The sequence below is a fragment of the Streptomyces sp. NPDC032745 genome, from assembly GCF_055579465.1.
Window position 1 is genome coordinate 836,114 of record NZ_JBVING010000001.1, and the last position, 23,319, is coordinate 859,432.

Annotated in this window: 22 protein-coding genes and 1 pseudogene; 17 read left to right on the forward strand and 6 right to left on the reverse strand. The window is 72.3% G+C overall.

Annotated features, from left to right (window positions below; translation table 11 throughout):
- Positions 1–96: 96 nt before the first annotated feature.
- Positions 97–771 (reverse strand): annotated as a pseudogene (cofC, locus tag ACZ5WG_RS03700) (2-phospho-L-lactate guanylyltransferase); the annotation flags it as partial.
- A gap of 166 nt (positions 772–937) precedes the next feature.
- On the opposite strand from cofC, the gene ACZ5WG_RS03705 reads away from it, so the two are divergent.
- The 3 genes from ACZ5WG_RS03705 to ACZ5WG_RS03715 are packed head-to-tail and all read left to right on the forward strand — an operon-like array spanning position 938 to position 3,894.
- Positions 938–1,690: a lysophospholipid acyltransferase family protein gene (locus ACZ5WG_RS03705; RefSeq protein ID WP_030298518.1), complete on the forward strand. Its 753-nt coding sequence runs from the start codon at positions 938–940 to the stop codon at positions 1,688–1,690.
- A complete protein-coding gene (locus ACZ5WG_RS03710; RefSeq protein ID WP_468720309.1) occupies positions 1,687–2,697 on the forward strand; it encodes an NAD(P)H-dependent glycerol-3-phosphate dehydrogenase in 1,011 nt (336 codons plus the stop codon). The genes ACZ5WG_RS03705 and ACZ5WG_RS03710 overlap by 4 nt, the downstream gene beginning before the upstream one ends.
- A gap of 39 nt (positions 2,698–2,736) precedes the next feature.
- On the forward strand, positions 2,737–3,894 hold the full coding sequence (locus ACZ5WG_RS03715; protein ID WP_468720310.1) for a D-alanine--D-alanine ligase family protein: 1,158 nt from the start codon (positions 2,737–2,739) through the stop codon (positions 3,892–3,894).
- Positions 3,895–3,991: 97 nt separating this feature from the next.
- Here the strand turns inward: ACZ5WG_RS03715 and ACZ5WG_RS03720 are convergent, their stop codons facing one another.
- The gene (locus ACZ5WG_RS03720; protein WP_468720529.1) at positions 3,992–4,492 is read right to left on the reverse strand and encodes a DUF3515 domain-containing protein; all 501 of its coding nucleotides are present in this window, start codon (positions 4,490–4,492) and stop codon (positions 3,992–3,994) included.
- A gap of 23 nt (positions 4,493–4,515) precedes the next feature.
- A complete protein-coding gene (locus ACZ5WG_RS03725; protein WP_030298511.1) occupies positions 4,516–4,749 on the reverse strand; it encodes an Lrp/AsnC ligand binding domain-containing protein in 234 nt (77 codons plus the stop codon).
- Between the two features lie 244 nt (positions 4,750–4,993).
- On the opposite strand from ACZ5WG_RS03725, the gene ACZ5WG_RS03730 reads away from it, so the two are divergent.
- Both ACZ5WG_RS03730 and thiD read left to right on the forward strand, forming a co-directional pair.
- The gene (locus ACZ5WG_RS03730; protein ID WP_030298509.1) at positions 4,994–5,977 is read left to right on the forward strand and encodes a thiamine-phosphate kinase; all 984 of its coding nucleotides are present in this window, start codon (positions 4,994–4,996) and stop codon (positions 5,975–5,977) included.
- Positions 5,974–6,777 carry a bifunctional hydroxymethylpyrimidine kinase/phosphomethylpyrimidine kinase gene (thiD, locus tag ACZ5WG_RS03735; RefSeq protein ID WP_468720311.1) on the forward strand — a complete coding sequence of 268 codons (804 nt, stop codon included), beginning with the start codon at positions 5,974–5,976 and terminating at the stop codon, positions 6,775–6,777. The genes ACZ5WG_RS03730 and thiD overlap by 4 nt, the downstream gene beginning before the upstream one ends.
- 158 nt (positions 6,778–6,935) lie before the next feature.
- Here thiD and rpmB read toward each other — a convergent pair whose 3' ends face one another.
- Positions 6,936–7,121 (reverse strand): 50S ribosomal protein L28, encoded by a 186-nt coding sequence (gene rpmB / locus ACZ5WG_RS03740; RefSeq protein WP_030298506.1) that lies wholly within the window; start codon positions 7,119–7,121, stop codon positions 6,936–6,938.
- 249 nt (positions 7,122–7,370) lie between these two features.
- On the opposite strand from rpmB, the gene ACZ5WG_RS03745 reads away from it, so the two are divergent.
- From ACZ5WG_RS03745 to mutM, 9 genes are all read left to right on the forward strand, one after another.
- Positions 7,371–9,062, forward strand: a complete 1,692-nt coding sequence (locus ACZ5WG_RS03745; protein ID WP_468720312.1) for a DAK2 domain-containing protein — start codon at positions 7,371–7,373, stop codon at positions 9,060–9,062.
- 16 nt (positions 9,063–9,078) lie between these two features.
- On the forward strand, positions 9,079–11,289 hold the full coding sequence (recG, locus tag ACZ5WG_RS03750; RefSeq protein WP_468720313.1) for an ATP-dependent DNA helicase RecG: 2,211 nt from the start codon (positions 9,079–9,081) through the stop codon (positions 11,287–11,289).
- A 130-nt stretch (positions 11,290–11,419) separates the two neighbouring features.
- On the forward strand, positions 11,420–11,998 hold the full coding sequence (gene rsmD / locus ACZ5WG_RS03755) for a 16S rRNA (guanine(966)-N(2))-methyltransferase RsmD (RefSeq protein ID WP_468720314.1): 579 nt from the start codon (positions 11,420–11,422) through the stop codon (positions 11,996–11,998).
- 14 nt (positions 11,999–12,012) lie between these two features.
- On the forward strand, positions 12,013–12,492 hold the full coding sequence (gene coaD, locus ACZ5WG_RS03760; protein ID WP_397732617.1) for a pantetheine-phosphate adenylyltransferase: 480 nt from the start codon (positions 12,013–12,015) through the stop codon (positions 12,490–12,492).
- Positions 12,493–12,595: 103 nt separating this feature from the next.
- Positions 12,596–13,681 (forward strand): DivIVA domain-containing protein, encoded by a 1,086-nt coding sequence (locus ACZ5WG_RS03765; RefSeq protein ID WP_468720315.1) that lies wholly within the window; start codon positions 12,596–12,598, stop codon positions 13,679–13,681.
- A gap of 69 nt (positions 13,682–13,750) precedes the next feature.
- On the forward strand, positions 13,751–14,458 hold the full coding sequence (locus tag ACZ5WG_RS03770) for a YceD family protein (protein WP_468720317.1): 708 nt from the start codon (positions 13,751–13,753) through the stop codon (positions 14,456–14,458).
- A 2-nt stretch (positions 14,459–14,460) separates the two neighbouring features.
- Positions 14,461–14,634 (forward strand): 50S ribosomal protein L32, encoded by a 174-nt coding sequence (rpmF, locus tag ACZ5WG_RS03775; protein WP_003965982.1) that lies wholly within the window; start codon positions 14,461–14,463, stop codon positions 14,632–14,634.
- A gap of 19 nt (positions 14,635–14,653) precedes the next feature.
- A complete protein-coding gene (gene rnc / locus ACZ5WG_RS03780; protein WP_468720319.1) occupies positions 14,654–15,514 on the forward strand; it encodes a ribonuclease III in 861 nt (286 codons plus the stop codon).
- Between the two features lie 128 nt (positions 15,515–15,642).
- Positions 15,643–16,503 (forward strand): bifunctional DNA-formamidopyrimidine glycosylase/DNA-(apurinic or apyrimidinic site) lyase, encoded by an 861-nt coding sequence (gene mutM / locus ACZ5WG_RS03785; RefSeq protein ID WP_468720321.1) that lies wholly within the window; start codon positions 15,643–15,645, stop codon positions 16,501–16,503.
- On the opposite strand, the gene ACZ5WG_RS03790 is transcribed toward mutM, so the two are convergent.
- Together ACZ5WG_RS03790 and ACZ5WG_RS03795 are read right to left on the reverse strand one after the other, a co-directional pair.
- Entirely contained in the window at positions 16,476–16,853 is a 378-nt protein-coding gene (locus ACZ5WG_RS03790; RefSeq protein WP_468720322.1) for a winged helix-turn-helix transcriptional regulator, read from the reverse strand. The two genes, mutM and ACZ5WG_RS03790, sit on opposite strands and share 28 nt — an antisense overlap.
- Before the next feature lie 85 nt (positions 16,854–16,938).
- Complete coding sequence (locus ACZ5WG_RS03795) at positions 16,939–17,853, reverse strand: CAP domain-containing protein (RefSeq protein WP_468720324.1); 915 nt, start codon at positions 17,851–17,853, stop codon at positions 16,939–16,941.
- Between the two features lie 134 nt (positions 17,854–17,987).
- Between ACZ5WG_RS03795 and ACZ5WG_RS03800 the strand changes: the two genes are divergently transcribed.
- From ACZ5WG_RS03800 to ACZ5WG_RS03810, 3 genes are all read left to right on the forward strand, one after another.
- Positions 17,988–18,269, forward strand: a complete 282-nt coding sequence (locus ACZ5WG_RS03800; protein ID WP_030298484.1) for an acylphosphatase — start codon at positions 17,988–17,990, stop codon at positions 18,267–18,269.
- A gap of 366 nt (positions 18,270–18,635) precedes the next feature.
- The gene (locus tag ACZ5WG_RS03805) at positions 18,636–18,851 is read left to right on the forward strand and encodes a hypothetical protein (protein WP_030162422.1); all 216 of its coding nucleotides are present in this window, start codon (positions 18,636–18,638) and stop codon (positions 18,849–18,851) included.
- A 209-nt stretch (positions 18,852–19,060) separates the two neighbouring features.
- Complete coding sequence (locus ACZ5WG_RS03810; RefSeq protein WP_468720325.1) at positions 19,061–23,143, forward strand: AAA family ATPase; 4,083 nt, start codon at positions 19,061–19,063, stop codon at positions 23,141–23,143.
- Positions 23,144–23,319: the final 176 nt, after the last annotated feature.

A 23,319-nucleotide genomic window follows, 5' to 3' on the forward strand; every position in this document is an offset into this window, starting at 1 on the left:
CGCCGGGGTCTCGAAGGGCACCGGGGTGCCGTCGTCCAGCAGCACACTGCCGCTGCGGGTCTGGGAGTCGTACGTGTACGCGGTCGCCTGCATACCGGCACTGTATCGGGCGGTGTGACGGCCCACACCGAGGGCGAGGGCCGTCCGCAGATCCGCGGCCGTGTCCACGTCCCGGCGCACGCTCTCGACATCCGCGAGGGCTATTTCCGCAGCTCCCGAGGCCGAATGCCGGGCCCGCGACGGGCCCCCGAACGAGGGTGCCAATTCCACGCCCGGTGCAGCGGAAAGCAGGGTCGTACCGATTCCCGCCGCATCCGCCAGAAATGCCCGGGGAAATGCGGATGCGGCTTCGAGCACGCGTAGCAATTCCGGCGGCCGCAGTGCGGGCAGATCCGCGTTCATCGCGGCCACCGCCGCCCCGGGCCGCACCGCACGCATCTCCCGCGCCCCGTGGGCCAGCGCCGCGTTGAGCCCGGCCGCCGGGGTGTCCGGCACGATCCGCGCCCCGAGCCGGGCCAGTTCCGCACCCGCCTCCGCGTCGTCCGTGACGACCACCACATCCGCGACCGCCGCGCAGGCCAGCGCCCCTGCCACGGTGTCCTGCGCGAACGCCAGCGCGAGCCCGGGACGGGACGCGCCCACGGCCGCCGCGAGACGGCTCTTGGCCACCGCCAGGGGCTTCAGCGGGACCACCAGACTCCAGACCGCGTTCGTGGCGGGCCCCTTCCCTCCGGTGCGCGTCCGTACATGTGTGGACCAAGGCCGGGTCATGGCCGGGTCATGCGTCGGCCCATTGTCGCCTCTGCCCGGTCGACCCGGCGGTCCGGTGCTCCGGGCGGGGCGTACGGTGTTCTCGACAGAGACCGGACCTGAGGCCACACTTGTCCGGCCGACCAGGTGCCCAAGCCGCGCACCGGTCCTAGAGGAAGGTGTCCGAGTGTCCCGCCGCAGAATCGGCTTCTGGTACCGCCTGGCGGCGGTCATCGCAAAACCGCCGCTGGTGGTGCTCTTCAAGCGGGACTGGCGGGGAATGGATCACATTCCGGCCGACGGCGGGTTTATCACGGCCGTCAATCACAACTCGTATCTGGACCCGCTCTCCTACGCGCACTTCCAGTACAACACCGGCCGGGTGCCCCGATTGCTCGCGAAGGCGGCCCTCTTCAAGGTCCCCATTGTCGGTGCGATCCTGCGCGGCTCCGGCCAGATCCCGGTCTACCGCGAGACCACCAACGCCCTGGACGCATTCCGGGCCGCCGTGGACGCGATCGAGCGCGGCGAATGCGTGGCCTTTTATCCGGAAGGCACCCTCACCCGCGATCCGGACATGTGGCCGATGGCCGGCAAGACCGGCGCGGCCCGGGTCGCGCTGATGACCAAGGCACCGGTCATTCCGGTGGCCCAGTGGGGCGCGAACCTGGCTATGCCGCCCTACGCCAAGGAGGACAAGGTGCGGCTGTTCCCGCGCAAGACCCTCCAGGTGCTCGCCGGACCTCCCGTGGACCTCTCCGAGTTCTACGACCGGGAGCCCACCCCGGACGTGCTCAAGGCCGCCACCGAGACGATCATGGAAGCCATCACCGAGCTGCTGGAGGAGCTGCGCGGGGAGAAGGCGCCCGAGCAGCCGTACGACCATCGCAGGGCCAGGGCGGAACAGCGGCGCAAGGCCGCGGGGGAGGACCAGAAGTGACACGTCCCGTGAAGGCAGCCGTCTTCGGAACCGGCTCCTGGGGCACGGCCTTCGGCATGGTGCTCGCCGACGCAGGCTGCGAGGTGACCCTGTGGGGCCGCCGCAGCGAGGTCGTCGACGCCATCAACACCGGCCGGACCAACCCGGACTACTTCCCGGACGTCGAACTCCCCGCGAACATGCGGGCCACCACCGACCCGGCCGAGGCCGCGGCCGGCGCCGATTTCGCGGTCCTGGCCATTCCCTCCCAGACCCTGCGCGGCAACCTCGCCGAATGGGCCCCGCTGCTGCCCGCCGACGCCGTGCTCGTCTCCCTGATGAAGGGCATCGAACTCGGCACCGCCAAGCGGATGAGCGAGGTCATCGAGGAGGTGGCCAAGGTCCCCGCCGAGCGCGTCGCGGTCGTCACCGGCCCCAACCTGGCCCGTGAGATCGCCGCCCGGCAGCCGGCCGCCGCCGTCGTCGCCTGCTCCGACGAAGCCGTCGCGCAGCGCCTCCAGACGGCTTGCCACACCCCGTACTTCCGCCCGTACACGAGCACCGACGTCATCGGCTGCGAGCTGGGCGGCGCCGTCAAGAACGTCATCGGCCTCGCCGTCGGCATCGCGGACGGCATGGGCCTGGGCGACAACACCAAGGGCTCGCTCATCACCCGCGGCCTCGCCGAAGCGACCCGGCTGGGCCTGGCCATGGGCGCCGACCCGCTCACCTTCTCCGGTCTCGCGGGCCTCGGCGACCTCGTCGCCACCTGCTCCTCGCCGCTCTCCCGCAACCACACCTTCGGCACCAACCTCGGCCGCGGAATGACCCTCGAGGAGACCATCGCGGTCACCAAGCAGACCGCCGAGGGCGTCAAGTCCTGCCAGTCGGTGGCCGATCTGGCCCGCCGCCACGGGGTGGACATGCCGATCACCGACACCGTCGTCGACATCGTCCACCACGGCAAGCCGCCGCTGGTCGCACTGAAGGAACTCATGGGGCGAAGCGCCAAACCGGAACGCCGCTGACTCCGTTCCGGACGTCCGAGCGGGTATCGTCGTGGCGATATGAGCAGCGAGAACCTCCCCCAGACCCCTGAGCAGCAGGGCCGCAAGCCCCGCGTGGCCGTCGTGTTCGGCGGCCGCAGCTCGGAACACGCCATCTCGGTCGTCACCGCGGGCGCCGTGCTGCGCTCCATCGACCGGTCCAAGTACGAGGTGCTGCCGATCGGCATCACCACGGACGGCCGGTGGGCGCTGACCGCCGACGAGCCCGCGCGGATGGCCATCGCCGACCGCAAGCTCCCGAGCGTCGAGGAGCTTGCGGACTCCGAGGACGGCGCCGTCGTGCTCTCCGTCGACCCGGCCAACCGCGAGGTCGTCTACACCGAGCCGGGAGCCGTCCCCAAGGCCCTGGGCGAGGTCGACGTCGTCTTCCCGATGCTGCACGGCCCGTACGGCGAGGACGGCACCCTGCAGGGCCTCCTGGAGCTCTCCGGCATCCCGTACGTCGGCTCGGGCGTCCTCGCCTCGGCCGTCGGCCAGGACAAGGAGTACATGAAGCGGGTCTTCACCTCCTTCGGCCTCCCCGTCGGCCCGTACGTGACCATCCGTCCCCGCGAGTGGGAAGCCGACCGGGACGCCGCCAAGGCGCGGATCCTGGAGTTCGCCGGCGAGCACGGCTGGCCGCTCTTCATCAAGCCCGCCCGGGCCGGCTCCTCCATCGGCATCACCAAGGTCGACGAGGTCTCCGGCCTCGACGAGGCGATCCTCGAGGCCCAGCGCCACGACCCGAAGATCATCGTGGAGGCGCTGCTGCGCGGCCGCGAGATCGAGTGCGGGGTGCTGGAGTTCGAGGACGGGCCGCGCGCGAGCCTGCCCGCCGAGATCCCGCCGGTCTCCAGCCACGACTTCTACGACTTCGAGGCGAAGTACATCGACTCCGCCTCCGGGATCGTGCCCGCTCCGCTCACCCCGGAGCAGACCGCCGAGGTGCAGCGGCTCGCGATCGAGGCGTTCGACGCCGCGTCCTGCGAAGGCCTGGTGCGCGCCGACTTCTTCCTCACCGAGGACGGCACCTTCGTCATCAACGAGATCAACACCATGCCGGGCTTCACCCCGATCTCCATGTACCCGCGGATGTGGCAGGAATCGGGCATCGAGTACCCGGAGCTGGTGGACCGCCTGATCCAGGCGGCCCTGCGCCGCTCCACCGGGCTGCGCTAGCGGGCAGCCGCAGCCGCAGCCGCAGAGCGCAAAGCCGACCGCCCGCCGGGATTCCCGGCGGGCGGTCGGTGTGCGAAGCGGGGGCGTCGGACCGTCGTCAATACGAAGAGATGCCCTCCGGGACGGTCCTGGCCACCACGCCGGACAGACCGACCAGCATGCCCGCATCCGTGGCATGCTCCTTGTCGACCCGGACCTCGGTGTACGCCAGCCGCATCCCGGTGATGAACCGGAACCCCCCGCCGGCACTGTCGGGGACCGGCTTCAGCAGCCACCGGACGCCGTCGACCTCGACGCCGCCCAGCTTTTCGTCCGTCATCTCGGGGGGCTTGGGGATACCGCACCGCAGTACGATCGCCGAGCCGCCCCACGCGGCGGTCAGATCCGACTCCGGCGCGGTCCTGGCCCGCGCCAGGCCGGCCACCGTCTCCGGGAGCTCCTTGTGCAGTGCTGCACAGAACCCCGCGACGTCGGCGGGCGGCGTGGGCGGCGGGTCCACCCGGGCTTCGGAATCACCCGGGGTGCAGCCCGCGAGGGCCAGTACCGCAACCAGTACGGGCAGAGCGGGCAGACGCAGGGGCCGGCGGTGGAAGGACATCACCGGCCAAGAGTAGACGGGGGCTACAGATGGACCACCGGGCAGGTCAGGGTGCGGGTGATGCCCTCCACCTGCTGGACCTTGGCGACGACCATGCGGCCGAGCTCGTCCACGGTGTCGGCCTGGGCGCGCACGATCACGTCGTACGGGCCCGTCACGTCCTCGGCCTGGATCACCCCCGCGATCTGGCTGATGGACTCGGCGACGAACGACGCCTTGCCCACCTCGGTCTGGATAAGGATGTACGCCTGTACCACGGAACCTCCAGGGCGGCCACGAGGATCGATTCCCCTAACCTTCGGGTGGGCCCAGGGATTCGGGTGGGCCCGGGGAAGAAGGGACGCCACGGTACCGCGTTGCCGAGCACCACGGGGAGACCCGGGGGCACGGCGCCACGCACAGCGGGGCGTACGGAGAGCAGAAGTTGACGTATCTGTTGACGGTACCCAGAGCTGTGACGGCTCGCGACCGCAAGCGGACTGGGCAAGAAGGGGCACAGCGATGAAGGGCACTGTGGGCGAGCTGGGGGAGTTCGGGCTCATTCGGGAGCTCACCTCACGGCTCACCACCACCCCGGCGGTCCGGCTCGGACCGGGCGACGACGCCGCGGTCGTGTCGGCCCCCGACCGGCGGGTCGTGGCGAGCACCGACATCCTGCTCGAGGGCAGGCACTTCCGGCGCGACTGGTCCACGGCCTACGACGTCGGCCGCAAGGCCGCCGCACAGAACCTCGCCGACATCGCCGCCATGGGCGCGGTGCCGACCGCACTGCTGCTCGGCCTGGTCGTCCCGGCCGAGCTGCCGGTCACCTGGCCGACCGAGCTGATGGACGGGCTGCGCGACGAGTGCCAGGTCGCCGGCGCGGCCGTGGTCGGCGGTGACGTCGTCCGCGGGGACACCATCACCGTCGCCATCACCGCCCTCGGCGACCTGCGCAACCACGAGCCCGTGCTGCGCTCCGGCGCCCAGCCCGGCGACGTCGTGGCCGTCACGGGCTGGCTGGGCTGGTCCGCGGCCGGATTCGCCGTGCTCTCGCGCGGCTTCCGCTCCCCGCGGGCCTTCGTCGAGGCGCACCGGCGACCCGAGCCCCCGTACCACGCGGGCCCCGCGGCCGCCGGACTCGGCGCCACCGCCATGACCGACGTCAGCGACGGCCTGATCGCCGACCTCGGGCACATCGCGGAGGCCAGCAAGGTACGGATCGACCTGCGCTCGGCGGCCGTCGACATCCCGACCCAGATGCACGACATCGGGCAGGCCGTCGGGGTCGACCCCTTGCAGTGGGTGCTCACCGGAGGAGAAGATCACGCCATCGTGGCGACCTTCCCGCCCGACGTGAAACTGCCGGCCCGCTGGAAGGTCATCGGGGAGGTGCTGAACCGGTCCGCGCTGCCCCAGGTGACCGTGGACGGCGCCCCCTGGACGAGCACCGGCGGGTGGGACCACTTCGGCTCCGACCCGTCCACCGAGGAGACCCCGAGATGACCGACGCGCCACCGCTGTGCCTGACCGTCGCCGGATCCGACTCCGGCGGTGGCGCCGGGATCCAGGCCGACCTCAAGACGATGCTGGCACTCGGCGTGCACGGGATGAGCGTGGTGACCGCCGTGACCGCGCAGAACTCCCTCGGGGTCCAGGGAGTCTGGGAGCTGCCCGCCGAGGCCGTGGAGGCCCAGTACCGGGCCGTCGTGGACGACATCGGCGTGCAGGCGGTCAAGACCGGGATGCTGTCCTCGGCCGCGCTGGTGGAAACGGTGGCCGAGCTGCTCGCCGCCACCTCCGCCCCCGCCGTCGTGGACCCCGTCGGGGTCTCCAAGCACGGGGACGCGCTGCTCGCCGACTCGGCGCTGGACGCCGTACGCAAGGAACTGCTGCCGCGGGCCACCGTGGCCACGCCGAACCTGGACGAGGTGACGCAGCTCACGGGCGTGGTGGTGGAGAGCGAGGACGACATGCGGCGGGCCGCCGACGCGGTCCTCTCGTACGGGCCCGAGTGGGTGCTGATCAAGGGCGGGCACCTGGCGGCCCACGGGAACGAGGCCGCCGACCTGCTGACCGACGGCGAGACCCGGCTGTGGCTGCGGGCGCCGCGCCACGACAACCGGCACACCCACGGCACCGGCTGCACCCTCGCCAGTGCGATAGCCGCCGGGCTCGCCAAGGGCCAGGACGTGCCGCAGGCCGTCATGGAGGCCAAGGAGTACGTGACCGGCGCCATCGCGGCCGGCTTCGCGCTCGGCGGCGGCATCGGCCCGGTGGACCACGCCTGGCAGTGGCACCGCTGAGTCGACCGGAGCGCGGACCCCGCACAGCAGAAGACCCCCGCATCACGTGATGCGGGGGTCTGCCGCCGCCCGGTCGGTCCAGGCAAGGCAAAAGGCCGGTCCACGAGGTGGACCGGCCTTCTTGGCAACCGGAAAGGGCTGCGCTACGACGGTTGGCGTCAGCGCGAGACCTTGCCGGCCTTGATGCACGAGGTGCAGACGTTGAGGCGCTTCGGCGTCCCACTGACCATGGCACGAACGCGCTGGATGTTCGGGTTCCAGCGACGCGAGGTGCGGCGGTGCGAGTGGGAGATGTTGTTGCCGAAGCTCGGCCCCTTGGCGCAAACGTCGCAGTTGGCAGCCACAGGTCACTCCAAAGACTTCAGATGCACTTACAGTGAAATCCGGCGCACCGGATCAGAAGTCTGAGAAGTCTGAGTGGTTTGCCGGGGGAATGGCCCGACTCTCATCGGGCAACCGGAGCAGCATACAACGACTGCGTCCGTCCAAGAAAACTACCATGGCTGCCGCCGACCCCGCCCCGCGGTCCCGGACGCCCGGCAGTCCTTGGTTACCCTGCGGTGAACCCTGGCCCGCACAAGGAGGAACGCCCGGTGCCGCACGAGCCGCAGCCGCAGCCCGCCGACGAGCTCGACGCCGAAGCGGTGCGCACCTGGAGCTCGCTGGCCGTGGCCGCACTGGGCCGGGCCCGCGAGGACATCGACGCGATCAACGTCTACCCGGTCGCGGACGCGGACACCGGCACCAACCTCTACCTGACCGCCGAATCGGCGGACCGCGCACTGGCCGCGGCCCTCGGGACGGCGCCCGCGGACGTGAGCGAGACCACACGGCCCGGGCCGGACGCCGGGGCCCGGACCCCCTCCCTCTCCCAGGCCGTACGGGCCTACGCGCACGGTGCCCTCATAGGCGCCCGGGGGAACTCCGGGACGATCCTGGCGCAGCTGCTGCGCGGAGTGGCCGACGTACTGGGCGACGAGCCCGGCGACCGCGGGCCGGGCCGGCTGCTGGCCCAGGCGCTGACCCGGGCCGCCGAGGAGGCGTACCAGGCGGTCGCCCACCCGGTGGAGGGCACGATGCTCACCGTCGCCGCCGCGGCGGCCAGGGCCGGCGAGGCGGCCGGGGCGGCTGCCGGAACCGCCGCGGACGTGGCCAGGGCCGCCTACGACGCGGCCCGCGCGGCTCTGGCGGACACCCCGGGGCAGCTGGCCGAGCTGGGCCGGGCCGGGGTGGTCGACGCCGGGGGCTGCGGGCTGGTCGCCGTGCTCGGGGCGCTGTGGCAGGCGCTGTCCGGCCAGGAGCCCGCCGCCGAGGCGGTCCGCGGGCGGGCCGTGCCCGTACCGCAGCCGCCGCAGCCCTGCGACGCGGAGGAGCAGGGCGGGCCCGCGTACGAGGTGATCTACCTGCTGGAGGCCGCGGAGCCGGCCGTGGCGGAGCTGCGCGGGCACCTCGACGGGCTCGGGGACTCCCTGGTGGTGGTCGGCGGCGACGGACTGTGGAACGTGCACGTCCACGTCGACGACCCCGGCGCCGCCGTGGAGGCGGGCGTGATCGCGGGGCGGCCGTACCGGATCCGCATCACCCACTTCGGCGACGAGCGGCGCCGGGCGCGCGGGGAGCGCGTCCAGCGGGCCGTGGTCGCCGTGGTCCCGGGCGAGGGACTGGCCGGGCTGTGCGGGGAGGCGGGCGCGACGACCGTGCTCGCCCGGCCCGGAGGGGTCCCGGACGCCTCCGCACTCGCCGATGCCATCCGGCGCGCGCACGCCCGCGAGGTGGTGCTGCTGCCCGGCGGCGCCGACCAGCGCGCGGCCGCGGCCGCCGCCGCCGAGCGGGCCCGCGCCGACGGCGTACGGGTGGCCGTGATCCCCACCCGGTCCGCCGTGCAGGGCCTGGCCGCCCTCGCCGTGCACGACCCGGACGGCAGCTTCGACGAGGACGTCGTCGCCATGACCGCGGCGGCCGGCGCCACCCGCTACGCGGAACTCGCCGTCGCCGAACGGCAGTCCTTCACCTCCGCCGGCATCTGCCAGGCCGGGGACGTGCTCGGGCTCATCGACGGAGACGTCGCCGTCATCGGCTCCGGCCTCACCGAGACCGCCGAGGCGGTCCTGGAGCGGATGCTGGGCTCCGGCGGCGAACTCGTCACCCTGGTCCTGGGACCGGAGGTGCCGGACGCCCTCGCCGAGCGCCTGGAGGCGTACGTACAGCACGGACACCTGGCGGTGGACACCGTCACCTACCGAGGCGGCCGGTACTCGGCGCCCCTCCTCATCGGGGTCGAATAGCCGGCTTGTCAGCGCGATGGTGTGCAATGAACACGTGCCCGCGCTCGACGAAGACCTCAAGAAGACGCTCGGCCCCGCCACCGCCAAGGTGCTGGCCGAGCAGCTCGGCCTGCACACGGCCCTGGACCTGCTCCACCACTACCCGCGGCGGTACGCCGAGCGCGGCGAGCTGACTTCGCTGGCGGAGCTCGCGGACCAGATCGACGAGCACGTGACGGTCGTCGCCCAGGTCGCCGACGCCCGGATCCTGACGTTCAACGGGGGCCGCGGCAAACGCCTGGAGGTGACCATCACCGACGGCAGCGGCCGTCTCCAGCTGGTCTTCTTCGGGGCGGGCGTCCACAAGCCGCACAAGGAGCTGCTGCCGGGCAGCCGCGCCATGTTCGCGGGCAAGGTCTCGATGTTCAACCGCAAGCTCCAGCTGGCCCACCCCGCGTACGAGCCGCTCGGCGCGGAGGCCTCCGACCGGGACGCCGCCACCGCGTTCGCCAACCAGCTCATCCCGATCTACCCGGCCTGCGCCAAGCTGGAGTCCTGGAAGATCGCCAAATGCGTGGACGCCGTACTGCCCAGTGCCCCGGAGGCCGTGGACCCGCTGCCGGACGCACTGCGCGAGGGCCGCGGGCTGGTCCCCCTCACCGAGGCCCTGCTGAAGATCCACCGGCCGGGCACCAAGGCCGACATCGACGACGCCCGGCAGCGGCTGAAGTGGGACGAGGCCTTCGTCCTCCAAGTCGCGCTGGCCCGCCGCCGGCACGCGGACTCCCAGCTCCCGGCCGTCCCGCGCCGCCCCGCTCCCGGCGGCCTGCTCGACGCCTTCGACGCCAAGCTCCCCTTCACCCTCACAGAGGGCCAGCAGACCGTCTCGAAGGAGATCTTCGACGACCTGGCCACCGAACACCCCATGCACCGCCTCCTCCAGGGCGAGGTCGGCAGCGGGAAGACGCTGGTCGCGCTGCGGGCCATGCTCGCCGTCGTGGACTGCGGCGGGCAGGCAGCCATGCTGGCCCCCACCGAGGTGCTCGCCCAGCAGCACCACCGCTCCATCACCGAGATGATGGGCGAGCTCGCCGAAGGAGGAATGCTCGGCGGCTCCGACCAGGGGACCAAGGTCGTGCTGCTCACCGGGTCGATGGGGATGCCCGCGCGCCGCCAGGCCCTGCTCGACCTGGTCACCGGCGAGGCCGGCATCGTGATCGGCACGCACGCACTCATCGAGGACAAGGTGCAGTTCCACGACCTCGGCCTGGTCGTGGTCGACGAACAGCACCGCTTCGGCGTGGAGCAGCGCGACGCGCTGCGGTCCAAGGGGAAGCAGCCCCCGCACCTGCTGGTGATGACCGCGACCCCGATCCCGCGCACCGTCGCGATGACCGTCTTCGGGGACCTGGAGACCTCCGTCCTCGACCAGCTGCCCGCCGGCCGCTCCCCGATCGCCACCCACGTCGTACCGGCCAAGGACAAGCCGCACTTCCTGGCCCGCGCCTGGGAGCGGGTACGGGAGGAGGTCGAGAACGGGCACCAGGCGTACGTGGTGTGCCCGCGGATCGGCGACGGGGAGGACGACCCGAAGAACCCGAAGAAGAAGACCGCCGAGGACGACGGGGAGAAGCGGCCACCGCTGGCCGTCCTGGAGATCGCCGAGCAGCTCACCCGGGGGCCGCTCGCCGGGCTGTCGGTGGAGGTGCTGCACGGCCGGATGGACCCGGCCGACAAGGACGACGTCATGCGCCGCTTCGCCGCCGGCGAGGTCAAGGTGCTGGTCGCCACCACCGTCATCGAGGTCGGCGTGAACGTCCCGAACTCCACGGTCATGGTGATCATGGATGCGGACCGGTTCGGCGTCTCCCAGCTCCACCAGCTGCGCGGCCGCGTCGGCCGCGGCTCCGCGCCCGGCCTGTGCCTGCTGGTCAGCGAGATGCACGAGGCGAGCCCCGCCCGGGCCCGGCTCGCGTCGGTCGCCGCCACCCTGGACGGCTTCGAGCTCTCCCGGATCGACCTGGAACAGCGCCGCGAGGGCGATGTGCTGGGCCAGGCCCAGTCGGGCGTGCGGTCCTCGCTGCGCATGCTCGCGGTCATCGAGGACGAGGAGGTCATCGCCCAGGCCCGGGAGGAGGCCACCCGCGTGGTCGCCGCCGACCCGGAACTGCAGCGGCTGCAGGGCCTGAGGAGCGCGCTGGAGGCCCTGCTGGACACCGAGCGGGAGCAGTACCTGGAGAAGGGCTGAGCGGTACCGCCCGGGGCCGCCCGCAGCGGTACGACCTATCGTTGGACTCCGCAGTACCGGGCAGGACCGGAAACGGCCCGGCAGCACCCGTGAGCACCCCGACCACCACCGTCGTACCGAAGGACCCCAGATGACCCGCGTGATCGCCGGCAGCGCCGGCGGGCGACGGCTGACCGTGCCCCCGGGCACCGGCACCCGGCCGACCTCGGACCGGATGCGCGAAGGCCTGTTCTCCACCTGGGAGTCGCTGCACGGCGTCGAGGGCGCCCGGGTGCTCGACCTGTACGCCGGCTCCGGCGCCGTCGGCCTGGAGGCCCTCTCCCGCGGCGCCTCCCACGCGCTGCTGGTGGAGCCCGAGGCCAAGGCCGCCAAGGCGATCCGGGACAACATCAAGGCGCTGGGGCTGCCCGGCGCCGAGTTCCGGGCGGGCAAGGCGGAGCAGATCGTGGCGGCCGCGGCGGGCGGGGACCCGTACGACATCGTCTTCCTGGACCCGCCGTACGCCGTGGACGGCGCCGACCTGCGGGAGATCCTCCTCACACTCCGGTCCAATGGCTGGATCACCGGCGATGCGCTCGTCACCGTGGAGCGCAGCACCAGGAGCGGCGCCTTCCCGTGGCCCGAGGGCTTCGAGCCGCTCCGGTCGCGCAAGTACGGCGAGGGCACCCTTTGGTACGGCCGCGCCGCCTTCACCAGCGAAGACTCATGAACGAGGGAGTTCAGTTGCGCCGCGCCGTCTGTCCGGGGTCCTTCGATCCCATCCACAACGGACACCTCGACATCATCGGACGCGCCTCCAGGCTCTACGACGTCGTGCACGTCGCCGTGATGATCAACAAGTCGAAGCAGAGCCTGTTCACCGTCGAGGAGCGGATCGAGCTGATCCGCGAGGCGACCGCCGACTACGGCAACATCCAGGTCGAGTCCTTCCACGGCCTGCTCGTCGACTTCTGCAAGCAGCGCGACATCCCGGCCATCGTCAAGGGCCTGCGCGCGGTCAGCGACTTCGACTACGAGCTCCAGATGGCCCAGATGAACATGGGCCTGTCGGGCGTCGAGACGCTGTTCGTGCCCACCATCCCCACCTACAGCTTCCTGTCCTCCTCGCTGGTCAAGGAGGTCGCGACCTGGGGCGGCGACGTCGCCCACCTGCTGCCGGCGCACGTCCACGCGGCGCTCCTGGAGCGGCTGCGCAACCGCTGACCGGCTGACGGCCCGTCAGTCGGTGTCGGGCGTTCGCCCGGTGGCCTTACAGTCGTCCCGTCCGTCTCAGGAACCGCCCGAGGCCGAGAGAGTGCGAGCCCCCATGGACGTACAGAAGAAGCTCGACGAGATCGTCGCGGCCGTCGGCGGCGCCCGGTCCATGCCCATGTCGGCCTCCTGCGTGATCAACCGCGCCGAGCTGCTCGCCCAGCTCGAAGAGGTGCGCCAGGCGCTGCCCGGCTCGCTCGCGCAGGCGCAGGAGCTGATCGGCGGCCGGGAGCAGATGGTCGAGGACGCCCACCGCGAGGCGGAGCGGATCATCGAGTCCGCGCACGCCCAGCGCGGTTCGCTGATCTCCGACACCGAGATCGCGCGCCGCTCGCAGGCGGAGGCGGACCGGATCCTGGCGGACGCCCGCAGGGAGGCCGAGGAGATCCGGGCCGAGGCCGACGACTACGTCGACAGCAAGCTCGCGAACTTCGAGGTCGTGCTCACCAAGACCATCGGCTCGGTCGACCGCGGCCGCGAGAAGCTGTTGGGCCGCGGCCCGGGCCTGGACGACCAGGGCTACTCCGACGCGGACGCGCCCGAGCGCAGCCACGACCCGGACACGCAGCGGCAGCAGGCGGACGCGTACGTGGACACCAAGCTGGCGACCTTCGAGGCGGTGCTCTCCAAGACCCTCGAGGCGGTCGGCCGGGGCCGCCAGAAGCTGCTGGGCCGGGTGCCCACGGACGACCTCGGCGCGCACATGGCCGCCCAGGACGCCGCGGGCGCGCAGCAGTCCCGCTCGGCGAGCGACGCGGACTTCCTGGCGGGCCTGGCGGAGCCGGCGGCTCCGATGGCCCCCGCGATCCCGGCGCAGGCCCAGCAGGAGCCCGCCTACGACGCGTACGGCTACCAGCAGCACCAGCAACAGGGCGCCTACCCCGATGCGGGCACCGGCTCCACCGGAGCGGCTTACACCGCGCCCTCCTACGGGGACCCGTACGGCTACCAGCAGCAGGTCCAGCAGCCGGATCCCTACGCGACGATGGGCTACGAGCAGCAGCCGGACCCCTACGCGGCCTACCAGCAGCAGCCGCAGGTCCCGCAGCAGCCGCAGCAGCCCGCCCTCGACGAGACCAGCTTCTTCGACACGAGCATGATCAACCTGGACCAGCTGCGCCAGTACGAACAGGGGCGGTAGGACCGGATTGGGCTCAGAGCGAAGCGCCGGGTATCCTGGCTCTTCGGTCGCGCGTATGCACCGCGATCCATGCTGCCCGCAAGTGGCGGAAATTTTGATCTTCAGCGATCTGTGAAAGCAGGAACGGCCCTGAATACCCGCCTCGACCACCGCAACCCCCTCGTGTTCGACACGCACGAGCTGGGCCGGCGTCCTGGTGCCATGCAGCGGCTGTCCCGTGAGATCGCGGCACCGGCGGACCTCGGTCTCGTCGGCGTCATCGGGGTACCGGAAGGTGCCCCGCTGAAGCTCAGCCTCCGCCTCGAGTCGGTCATGGAAGGGGTGCTTGTCACAGGCACCGCCCGTGCATCGGCCGTAGGGGAGTGCGTAAGGTGTCTGGAGCCCGTCGAGCGCGAGCTCAAGGCGGACTTCCAGGAGATGTTCTCGTACCCTGACGCCGACGACCGGAGCCGCAGCAAGGCGGAGCCGGCCGACGACGCCGAGGACGACGAGGACACGCTCTTCCTCGAGGACGGTTTGTTCGACCTCGAACCCGTGCTGCGGGATGTGGTGGTGCTCGCACTGCCCATGCAGCCGGTGTGCCGGGAGGACTGTCTCGGACTGTGCCCCGATTGCGGGCTCAGCCTGAACGACGACCCGGACCACCACCATGACGCCGTCGACATCCGTTGGGCGGCACTGCAAGGACTCGTCACCGATCAGGGCGTCGAGAAGGACAACATGAGCGGCACTGCCTCTGACGGAGTTCAGGGCGCCGCCGAGAAGCAGGAGAAGTAGCCGTGGCTGTTCCGAAGCGGAAGATGTCGCGCAGCAACACGCGCCACCGCCGGTCGCAGTGGAAGGCTGCGGTCCCCACCCTGGTTTCGTGTGAGCGTTGCCAGGAGCCGAAGCTCCAGCACATCGCGTGCCCGAGCTGCGGCACCTACAACAAGCGCCAGGTCCTCGAGGTCTGAGCGGCTGGTGAGAGGCGCAATGTCTGAGCTGTCCAACGCTGAGAAGCAGGCAGACAGTAACAACGCGGCCTCGTCCCACACGCTTCTGGAAGGGCGGCTCGGGTATCGACTCGAGTCCGCCCTTCTGGTGCGTGCACTGACCCACCGCTCGTACGCGTACGAGAACGGCGGTCTGCCCACCAACGAGCGCCTGGAGTTCCTCGGGGACTCCGTGCTCGGCCTGGTGGTCACGGACACGCTGTACACGACCCACCCCGACCTGCCCGAAGGCCAGCTGGCCAAACTGCGGGCCGCGGTGGTCAACTCGCGCGCACTGGCGGAGGTCGGGCGCGGCCTCGACCTCGGCTCCTTCATCCGGCTCGGCCGGGGCGAAGAGGGCACGGGTGGCCGGGACAAGGCCTCCATCCTCGCCGACACCCTTGAAGCGGTGATCGGCGCGGTCTACCTCGACCAGGGCCTCGAAGCGGCCTCGGAGCTGGTCCACCGGCTCTTCGACCCGCTCATCGAGAAGTCCTCGAACCTCGGGGCCGGCCTGGACTGGAAGACCAGTCTCCAGGAGCTCACGGCGGCCGAAGGCCTCGGCGTACCGGAATACCTGGTCACCGAGACCGGTCCGGACCACGAGAAGACCTTCACCGCTGCCGCCCGCGTCGGTGGTGTCTCGTACGGCACCGGCACCGGCCGCAGCAAGAAGGAAGCGGAACAGCAGGCTGCGGAGTCCGCATGGCGCGGTATCCGTGCCAAGGCGGACGAGCGGATCGCGGCGGAAGCCGCGGCCTCTGCGGCCGCACAGGTCACGGTGGCGGCCCCGGCCGACGCCGAGGCCCCGGCCGAGGACGGCGGGTCGCCGACGCCCGCCGAACCGACGCCGAACGGCTGAACCCTTCCTTCGGGATCTCCCGCCCGCCCCTGCCGCGCAGGGGCGGGCGGACCCGTTTCCGGGCCGGTCGGGGGAGGCCGGTACGCTCGCCGGGAGCGACCAGAACGCACCCCCTCCGGAGGACCACCGTGCCCGAGCTGCCCGAAGTCGAAGTCGTACGGCGGGGCTTGGAGCGCTGGGTGGCCGGCCGGACCGTCGAGGCCGTCGAGGTGCTGCACCCGCGCGCGGTACGCCGCCACCCCGCCGGCGGGGCCGACTTCGCGGCGCGGCTGACGGGCGAGACGATCGGCGTGGCGCAGCGGCGCGGCAAGTACCTGTGGCTGCCCCTGGAGGGGCGGGACCTCTCCGTGCTCGGGCACCTCGGCATGAGCGGACAGCTCCTCGTGCAGCCCGAGGAAGCCGCCGACGAGAAGCACCTGCGCATCCGCGTGCGCTTCCGGGACACCGCCGGGACCGAGCTCCGCTTCGTCGACCAGCGCACCTTCGGCGGGCTCTCGCTCCACGAGAACACGGCCGACGGGCTGCCCGACGTCATCGCGCACATCGCCCGGGACCCGCTGGACCCCCTCTTCGACGAGGCGGCGTACCACGCGGCGCTGCGCGCCAGGAGGACCACCGTCAAGCGGGCCCTGCTGGACCAGTCGCTGATCAGCGGGGTCGGCAACATCTACGCCGACGAGGCGCTGTGGCGGGCCAGGCTGCACTACGAGCGCCCCACCGCCACGCTGACGCGCCCCCGGAGCGCGGAACTCCTCGGGCATGTCCGGGACGTAATGAACGCGGCCCTCGCAGTCGGCGGCACCAGCTTCGACAGCCTCTACGTCAACGTGAACGGAGAGTCCGGCTACTTCGACCGTTCGCTCGACGCCTACGGGCGCGAGGACGAGCCGTGCCGGCGCTGCGGCACCCCGATGCGGCGCCGGCCGTGGATGAACCGGTCCAGCTACTTCTGCCCGCGCTGTCAGCGACCGCCGCGCGTGGCGTCGTAGGAGCCCCGGGCGGTCAGCACCTGGGGCATGCTGCCCTCCAGGAAGTGGATGAGCGCGAGCAGCCGGTCGGCGACCTCGACGCCGAGCGGGGTCAGCTCGTAGTCGACGCGCGGCGGGTTCGTCGGCTGAGCCTCGCGGTGGACGATGCCGTCGCGCTCCAGCGCGTGCAGCGTCTGGGAGAGCATCTTCTCGCTCACGCCGTCCACCTTGCGGCGCAGCTCGTTGAAGCGGCACGAGCCGTCGCGCAGGGCGCCCACCGTGAGGCTGCCCCAGCGGCCCGTGACGTGCTCCAGGGTCTCCCGGGACGGGCACGCGCGCGCGAAGGCGTCGAACGGAAGCTGTGTCTCCATGGCGACCAGCTTAACTCCGCTCAGCGCTTACCAGAAGCTTGCGCTTTCGGTCGGTAAGTGCTCGGCCGGGGCTGCAGCGCTGTGGCTAGAAGCCGAAGTCCTGGGTCCACCAGGGGCCGCCGGCCGCGAAGTAGGCGCCGACGCCCAGGGTGCGGAACTCGCAGTTGAGGATGTTCGCCTTGTGGCCCGGGCTGTTCATCCACGCGTTCATGACCGCCTGGGCGTCACCCTGGCCGCGGGCGATGTTCTCGCCGCCGAGCCCGGACAGGCCCGCGTTGGTGGCGCGGTTCCACGGGGTGTTCCCGTCGGGGTCGGTGTGGTCGAAGAAGCCGCGGGTGGCCATGTCCTTGCTGAAGGCGCCGGCCAGCGCCGCGAGCGGCGGGTTCGCCCGGACCGGACCGCAGCCGGCCTGTGCGCGCTCCTGGTTGACCAGGGTGAGTACGGCGGCCTCCTCCGCGGAGTGGCCGTCGCCGGGCGTCGGGGCGGGCGGGGCCGGCGGGGCGGGCGGCTTGGGCGTGGCCGTCTTCGGCGGCACCGGGGCCGGGACCGGGACCGGCTTCTTCTCCGGCTTCGGCGCCTCCTTGGCGGGGGCGGCGGCGGGGGCGGAGGTGGACGGGGTGGCGGACGGGGTGGGCGAGGCGGAGGGGCTCGGCGAGGCCGACGGGGAAGGGGAGGCCGACGGTGAGGGGGAGGCCGAGGGTGACGGGCTGCGCGTGTCGGGGCCCGAGGAGGCGCGGCCGGACAGGTTGGCGAGGCCGCCCTGCTGCTCGGCCGCGGTACCGGGGCTCGGCGAAGCCTCGGCCTCGGCCCGCGTCTTGGCGGCCGGGCTGTCGGCGCTGACGCCGACATAGGGGAAGGAAGTGCTGACCGGCACCATGCCGGTGGTCACGGCCGCGGTGCCGAGGGCCACGGCCACGGACACGCCCAGCAGGCCGCCCCGCACGAGGGTGCGGCGCCTGGCGCCGTGGTCCGGCGCGGCGGGGAGTCGGTGGCGTCCCATCGGCCCGTACCTTCCTTGCAGGTCAAGATCATCCCTTACTCACCCAAATGGGTGAGTTCATTGCTGCGCGACTGTACGCCATGGGGCGCGGGGGCGATGTGGGCCGAATCTCCTTGCCCGGTTAGCGTTCACGCATGAATGAAGATGTCCGCCTGACCGCCTGGGTGCGCGGCCGTGTGCAGGGAGTGGGCTTCCGCTGGTTCACCAGGGCCAATGCGCTGGAGATCGGCGGAGTCGTCGGGTTCGCGCTCAACCTCGACGACGGACGAGTGCAGGTTGTGGCCGAAGGTCAACGTGAGAATTGCCACCGGCTGCTCGACTGGCTGCGCTCCGCCGACACGCCCGGGAGGGTGGACGGAGTGACAGAGATCTGGGGCACACCGCGCGGTGGCTACGACGGTTTCGCCATGCGGTGACCGATCGACTGATCATGTACTGATCACACCTCTCGGCGGTCCGCACCCGGTCGGATCTGCACGTTCGCCGCCGACGCGTTGCCGGCCGGCTCCAACCGTGGAAGGCTCGAAGCAGCGGACGATCTCCACGGCCCTTGGGAGAGCCGGGCTGCCCGCCGATACGGGGCGTGATCGTGTTGACCGTCAAACTTTTTGGTGAGACGCTGGAAGCCCCGCGCACCTGAGCTGTTTGGCAGTGCTGGCAGTAGGCGTGTTAGCAAAAGAACGCGTGCAGTGACTGACGGTCGCTGCCGGACATCCGCGGGTGCGATTCCCTCACGACCCACACCGCTTCGGTCGGTCACTCAGTGTGGAGGACCATCCATCATGGCAAAGGCGCTTCTCGGTTACGTCGGCGGTTCCGATCCGCGACTCCTCGCCGAGATGCGACGGCTTCAGCAGCGCGTCCAGGACCTCGAGTCCGAGCTCGTACGGATTCAGTCCGAAAACGACGCGCTGAACGCGGCCGCCGCTCAGCACGGAGACTCGCTGCTGGACCGCATCGACATCGACGTACCCCAGGCGGAGCCTGCGCTCACCTGATCCGCGCTCAACTCGTCGCTCGACTCCAGCCCCGCATGATCTGCAAGGGACGCTCCGGCGTCCCTTCTTTCTTTGACCACCGCGTCAGCGACCACCGCGCCATCCGTGCGCGAGCACGTTGGGCCAGGTGGGGGGCCGATTCCTTTAACGTCAGTTGTGCCCTGCACCTTCATGGGTGAAACCGAACGCGAAAGGTAGAGTCCGGCGGCGTGCACCTCAAGTCCCTGACCCTGCGTGGCTTCAAGTCCTTCGCCTCTGCAACCACCCTGCGCTTCGAGCCCGGTATCACCTGCGTCGTGGGCCCGAACGGCTCGGGCAAGTCCAATGTGGTGGACGCGCTGTCCTGGGTCATGGGGGAGCAGGGTGCCAAGTCCCTGCGCGGCGGCAAGATGGAGGACGTCATCTTCGCCGGGACCACCGGGCGGCCGCCGCTCGGGCGCGCCGAGGTCTCGCTCACCATCGACAACTCCGACGGTGCCCTGCCGATCGAGTACGCCGAGGTCACCATCACGCGGATCATGTTCCGCGGTGGCAGCAGCGAGTACCAGATCAACGGCGACACCTGCCGGCTGCTCGACATCCAGGAGCTGCTCTCCGACTCCGGCATCGGCCGCGAGATGCACGTCATCGTCGGCCAGGGCCAGCTGGACTCCGTCCTGCACGCCGATCCCATGGGCCGCCGCGCCTTCATCGAGGAAGCGGCCGGCGTACTCAAGCACCGCAAGCGCAAAGAGAAGGCGCTGCGGAAGCTGGACGCGATGCAGGCCAATCTCGCGCGCGTGCAGGACCTCAACGACGAACTGCGGCGCCAGCTGAAGCCGCTGGGGCGGCAGGCCGCGGTGGCCCGGCGGGCCGCCGTCATCCAGGCCGACCTGCGCGACGCGCGGCTGCGGCTGCTCGCCGACGACCTGGTCACGCTGCGGGGCGCGCTGGACGCGGAGATCGCGGACGAGGCGGCGCTGAAGGAGCGCAAGGAGGCGGCCGAGGCCCAGCTCGCGGAGGCGCTGCGGCGCGAGGCGCAGCTGGAGGAAACGGTGCGGCAGTTGACGCCGCGGCTCCAGCGGGCCCAACAGACCTGGTACGAGCTGTCACAGCTGGCCGAGCGGGTACGGGGGACTGCGTCCCTGGCCGACGCGCGGGTCAAGTCGGCCTCGGCTCCGGCGGAGGAGGAGCGGCGCGGCCGTGATCCGGAGGACATGGAGCGGGAGGCCGCGCGGATCCGCGAGCAGGAGGCGGAGCTGACGGCCGCGCTGGAGGCGGCTTCGCGGGCGCTGGAGGACACCGTCGAGCACCGGGCGGAGCTGGAGCGGTCGCTGGCCGAGGAGGAGCGGCGGTTGCGGGACGCCGCGCGGGCCATCGCCGACCGGCGTGAGGGGCTGGCCCGGCTGACGGGGCGGCTGGGCGCTGCCCGGTCCCGGGCGGGGGCCGCGCAGGCGGAGATCGACCGGCTGGTGGCGGCCCGGGACGAGGCCGAGTCCCGGGCCGGGGCCGCGCAGGCGGAGTACGAGGCGCTGGCCGAGGAGGTCGGCGGGCTCGAGGACCCGGCGGTGGACGAGGAGTACGCGGCGGCGCGGGCGGAGCTCACGGCGGCGGAGGCCGCGCAGACGGCGGCGCGGGACGCGGTGACGGCGGCGGAGAAGTCGCGGGCGGCGGTGTCGGCGCGGCGGGATGCGCTGGCGCTGGGGCTGCGGAGGAAGGACGGAACGGGGGCGCTGCTCGCGGCGCGGGAGCGGCTGGCCGGGCTGCTGGGGCCGGCGGCGGAGCGGCTGTCGGTGACCCCGGGCTACGAGGTCGCGGTGGCGGCGGCGCTGGGCTCCGCGGCGGACGCGGTGGCGGTGGCCTCCCCGGGCGCGGCGGCCGGTGCCATCCGGCACCTGCGGGACGCGGATGCGGGCCGAGCCACGTTCCTGATCGCCCCCGCCCCGGCGGACCCGTCGGCCGGGGTCCCGATCCCGGGCCAGGCCTTCGCGGGCGCGGACGCTGCAGTCGCGGCGGGCCGGACCGCCGCCGGCGCGGATGCCCGGGCTCCGGAGGGCGGGATCCCGCTGCCGAGCCGGGCGTTGGCCGCGGGTGGCCCGTCGGGTGGGGCTGGCGCCGGCGCGGATGCCGGGGACCCGCCGGGCTCCTCGGCGGGGACGCCGTTCCCGGGACAGGCCGCGGCCGACGGGGTCGGGCCGGGAGGTGCTTTCCCCCACCCCGCCCCTTCCCGAACCCGAGGCTCCGCCCCGGACCCCGCGCCTCAAACGCCGGTGGGGCCGGCATCGGCCGACCTGGGCTCGACCGTGGCCCCCGCGCCTCGGGCAACGGCCGGGCCGGGGTTGCCCGCAGGGCGGGAGGGCCGGGGTTCCACGCCCGGGGCTTTGCCCGCCGCAGGCTCCGGCCAGGGCGCCGCGCCGGCTGGGCCGGGCTTGCCCGTCGGGGCCTCCGGTCAAAGTGCCGCGCCGGCCGTGCCGGGCTTCGGGTCGGCCGGGCCGGGACCGGCCGGCGGGCCAGGGCTGGCCGCCGGGGGGCTGGTGCAGGGGGACGTCCGTGTTGTGCGGGCCGTGGCCTGGGTGTTGCGGGAGTACGTCGTCGTCGGGACGCTCGACGAGGCCGAAGGGGTCGTCGGGGCGCGCCCCGACCTCTTCGCCGTGACCCTCGACGGGGACGTGCTCGGCGCGCACCTCGCGCACGGGGGTTCCGCCGGGGCGCCGAGCCTCATCGAGGTGCAGGCCGCGGTCGACGAGGCGGAGGGTGAGCTCGTACGGCTCGATGCGCAGTGCGCGGAGCTCGGCGCGGCTCGGGACGCCGCCCAGGCCCTGCGGCGGGAACTCGTCGCGCGGGTCGAGGAGATCGGCGAGCGCCGCCGGGCCGGGGAGCAGGCACGGGCCGGGGTGGCGCAGCAGCTGGGGCGGCTCGCCGGGCAGGCGAAGGGGGCCGCCGGCGAGGCCGAGCGCAGTGCCTCCGCCGCGGCCAAGGCCCAGGACGCGCTGGAGCGGGCGCTGGCCGATGTCGAGGAGTGCGCCGAACGGCTGGCCGTTGCCGAGGAGAACGACCCCGTCGGGGATGGCGGTGAGGGGGAGCCCGACACCGCGGTGCGGGACCGGCTCGCCGCCGACGGGGCCAACGCCCGGCAGACCGAGATGGAGGCCCGCCTCCAGCTCAGGACCCACGAGGAGCGGGTCAAGGGCCTGGCGGGACGGGCAGATGCACTCGACCGCGGGGCCCGCGCCGAGCGGGAGGCCCGGGCCCGCGCCGAACGGCGCCGGGCACGGCTGCGCCACGAGGCCGAGGTGGCCCGAGCCGTCGCCGACGGAGCCCGGCAGCTGCTCGCGCACCTGGAGGTCTCGCTGCGCCGGGCCGAACAGGAGCGCGCCGCCGCCGAGTACGCCAAGGGCCTGCGCGAGCGGGAGCTCGGCGAGGCCCGGACCCGCGGCCGCGACCTCAAGGGCGAGCTCGACAAGCTCACCGACTCCGTACACCGCGGCGAGGTGCTCGGCGCCGAGAAGCGGCTGCGCATCGAGCAGGTCGAGTCGCGTGCACTGGAGGAGTTCGGCATGGAGGCCGCCGGCCTCGTCGCCGAGTACGGGCCGGACCAGCCGGTGCCGCCGAGCCCGCCCGCCGAGGGGGAGGACCCGGACGAGGACGCCGAGCCGGGACCCTTCGTACGGGCCCGGCAGGAGAAGCGGCTCAAGGCGGCCGAACGCGCGTACCAGCAGCTCGGCAAGGTCAACCCGCTCGCCCTGGAGGAGTTCGCGGCGCTGGAGGAGCGCCACCAGTTCCTGAGCGAGCAGCTGGAGGACCTGCGCAAGACCCGGGCCGATCTCCTTCAGGTCGTGAAGGAGGTCGACGAGCGCGTCGAGCAGGTGTTCACCGAGGCCTACCGGGACACGGCCCGTGAGTTCGAGGGGGTGTTCTCGCGGCTGTTCCCCGGCGGCGAGGGACGGCTGATCCTCACCGACCCCGACAACATGCTGACCACCGGCGTGGACGTGGAGGCCCGGCCGCCCGGCAAGAAGGTCAAGCGGCTGTCCCTGCTCTCCGGCGGCGAGCGGTCGCTGACGGCCGTCGCTCTGCTGGTGTCCATCTTCAAGGCCCGGCCCAGCCCGTTCTACGTGATGGACGAGGTCGAGGCGGCGCTCGACGACACCAACCTGCAGCGGCTGATCCGGATCATGGAGGAGCTCCAGGAGAGCTCCCAGCTGATCGTCATCACGCACCAGAAGCGGACGATGGAGGTCGCCGACGCGCTGTACGGCGTCTCCATGCAGGGCGACGGCGTCTCCAAGGTCATCAGCCAGCGGCTCCGTTGACCCACGGTTCGTTCGAGAAGTGAACGCCCGCGCCGCTAGCTATCTGACAGGCGAACTTCTCCCCCCCTCTTGACTTCAAGAACTGAACACATAGGCTCGCTCCCGCTGCCTTTCCCCTTCGGGTGGTGCCGGGTCTTCAGCTGTGCGCCACTGGAAGCAACCACCCCCACCCAGCC

Excerpts from the sequence above, each read along its gene's own strand:
- ACZ5WG_RS03800 (WP_030298484.1), top strand. The coding sequence starts at position 17,988 with ATGAATGAAGATGTCCGCCTGACCGCCTGGGTGCGCGGCCGTGTGCAG.
- ACZ5WG_RS03765 (WP_468720315.1), top strand. The coding sequence starts at position 12,596 with ATGGACGTACAGAAGAAGCTCGACGAGATCGTCGCGGCCGTCGGCGGC.
- ACZ5WG_RS03720 (WP_468720529.1), bottom strand. The coding sequence starts at position 4,492 with ATGTCCTTCCACCGCCGGCCCCTGCGTCTGCCCGCTCTGCCCGTACTG.
- rsmD (WP_468720314.1), top strand. The coding sequence starts at position 11,420 with ATGACCCGCGTGATCGCCGGCAGCGCCGGCGGGCGACGGCTGACCGTG.
- ACZ5WG_RS03805 (WP_030162422.1), top strand. The coding sequence starts at position 18,636 with ATGGCAAAGGCGCTTCTCGGTTACGTCGGCGGTTCCGATCCGCGACTC.
- ACZ5WG_RS03795 (WP_468720324.1), bottom strand. The coding sequence starts at position 17,853 with ATGGGACGCCACCGACTCCCCGCCGCGCCGGACCACGGCGCCAGGCGC.
- thiD (WP_468720311.1), top strand. The coding sequence starts at position 5,974 with ATGACCGACGCGCCACCGCTGTGCCTGACCGTCGCCGGATCCGACTCC.
- ACZ5WG_RS03715 (WP_468720310.1), top strand. The coding sequence starts at position 2,737 with ATGAGCAGCGAGAACCTCCCCCAGACCCCTGAGCAGCAGGGCCGCAAG.
- recG (WP_468720313.1), top strand. The coding sequence starts at position 9,079 with ATGGTGTGCAATGAACACGTGCCCGCGCTCGACGAAGACCTCAAGAAG.
- ACZ5WG_RS03770 (WP_468720317.1), top strand. The coding sequence starts at position 13,751 with ATGCTGCCCGCAAGTGGCGGAAATTTTGATCTTCAGCGATCTGTGAAA.
- ACZ5WG_RS03730 (WP_030298509.1), top strand. The coding sequence starts at position 4,994 with ATGAAGGGCACTGTGGGCGAGCTGGGGGAGTTCGGGCTCATTCGGGAG.
- rnc (WP_468720319.1), top strand. The coding sequence starts at position 14,654 with ATGTCTGAGCTGTCCAACGCTGAGAAGCAGGCAGACAGTAACAACGCG.
- ACZ5WG_RS03790 (WP_468720322.1), bottom strand. The coding sequence starts at position 16,853 with ATGGAGACACAGCTTCCGTTCGACGCCTTCGCGCGCGCGTGCCCGTCC.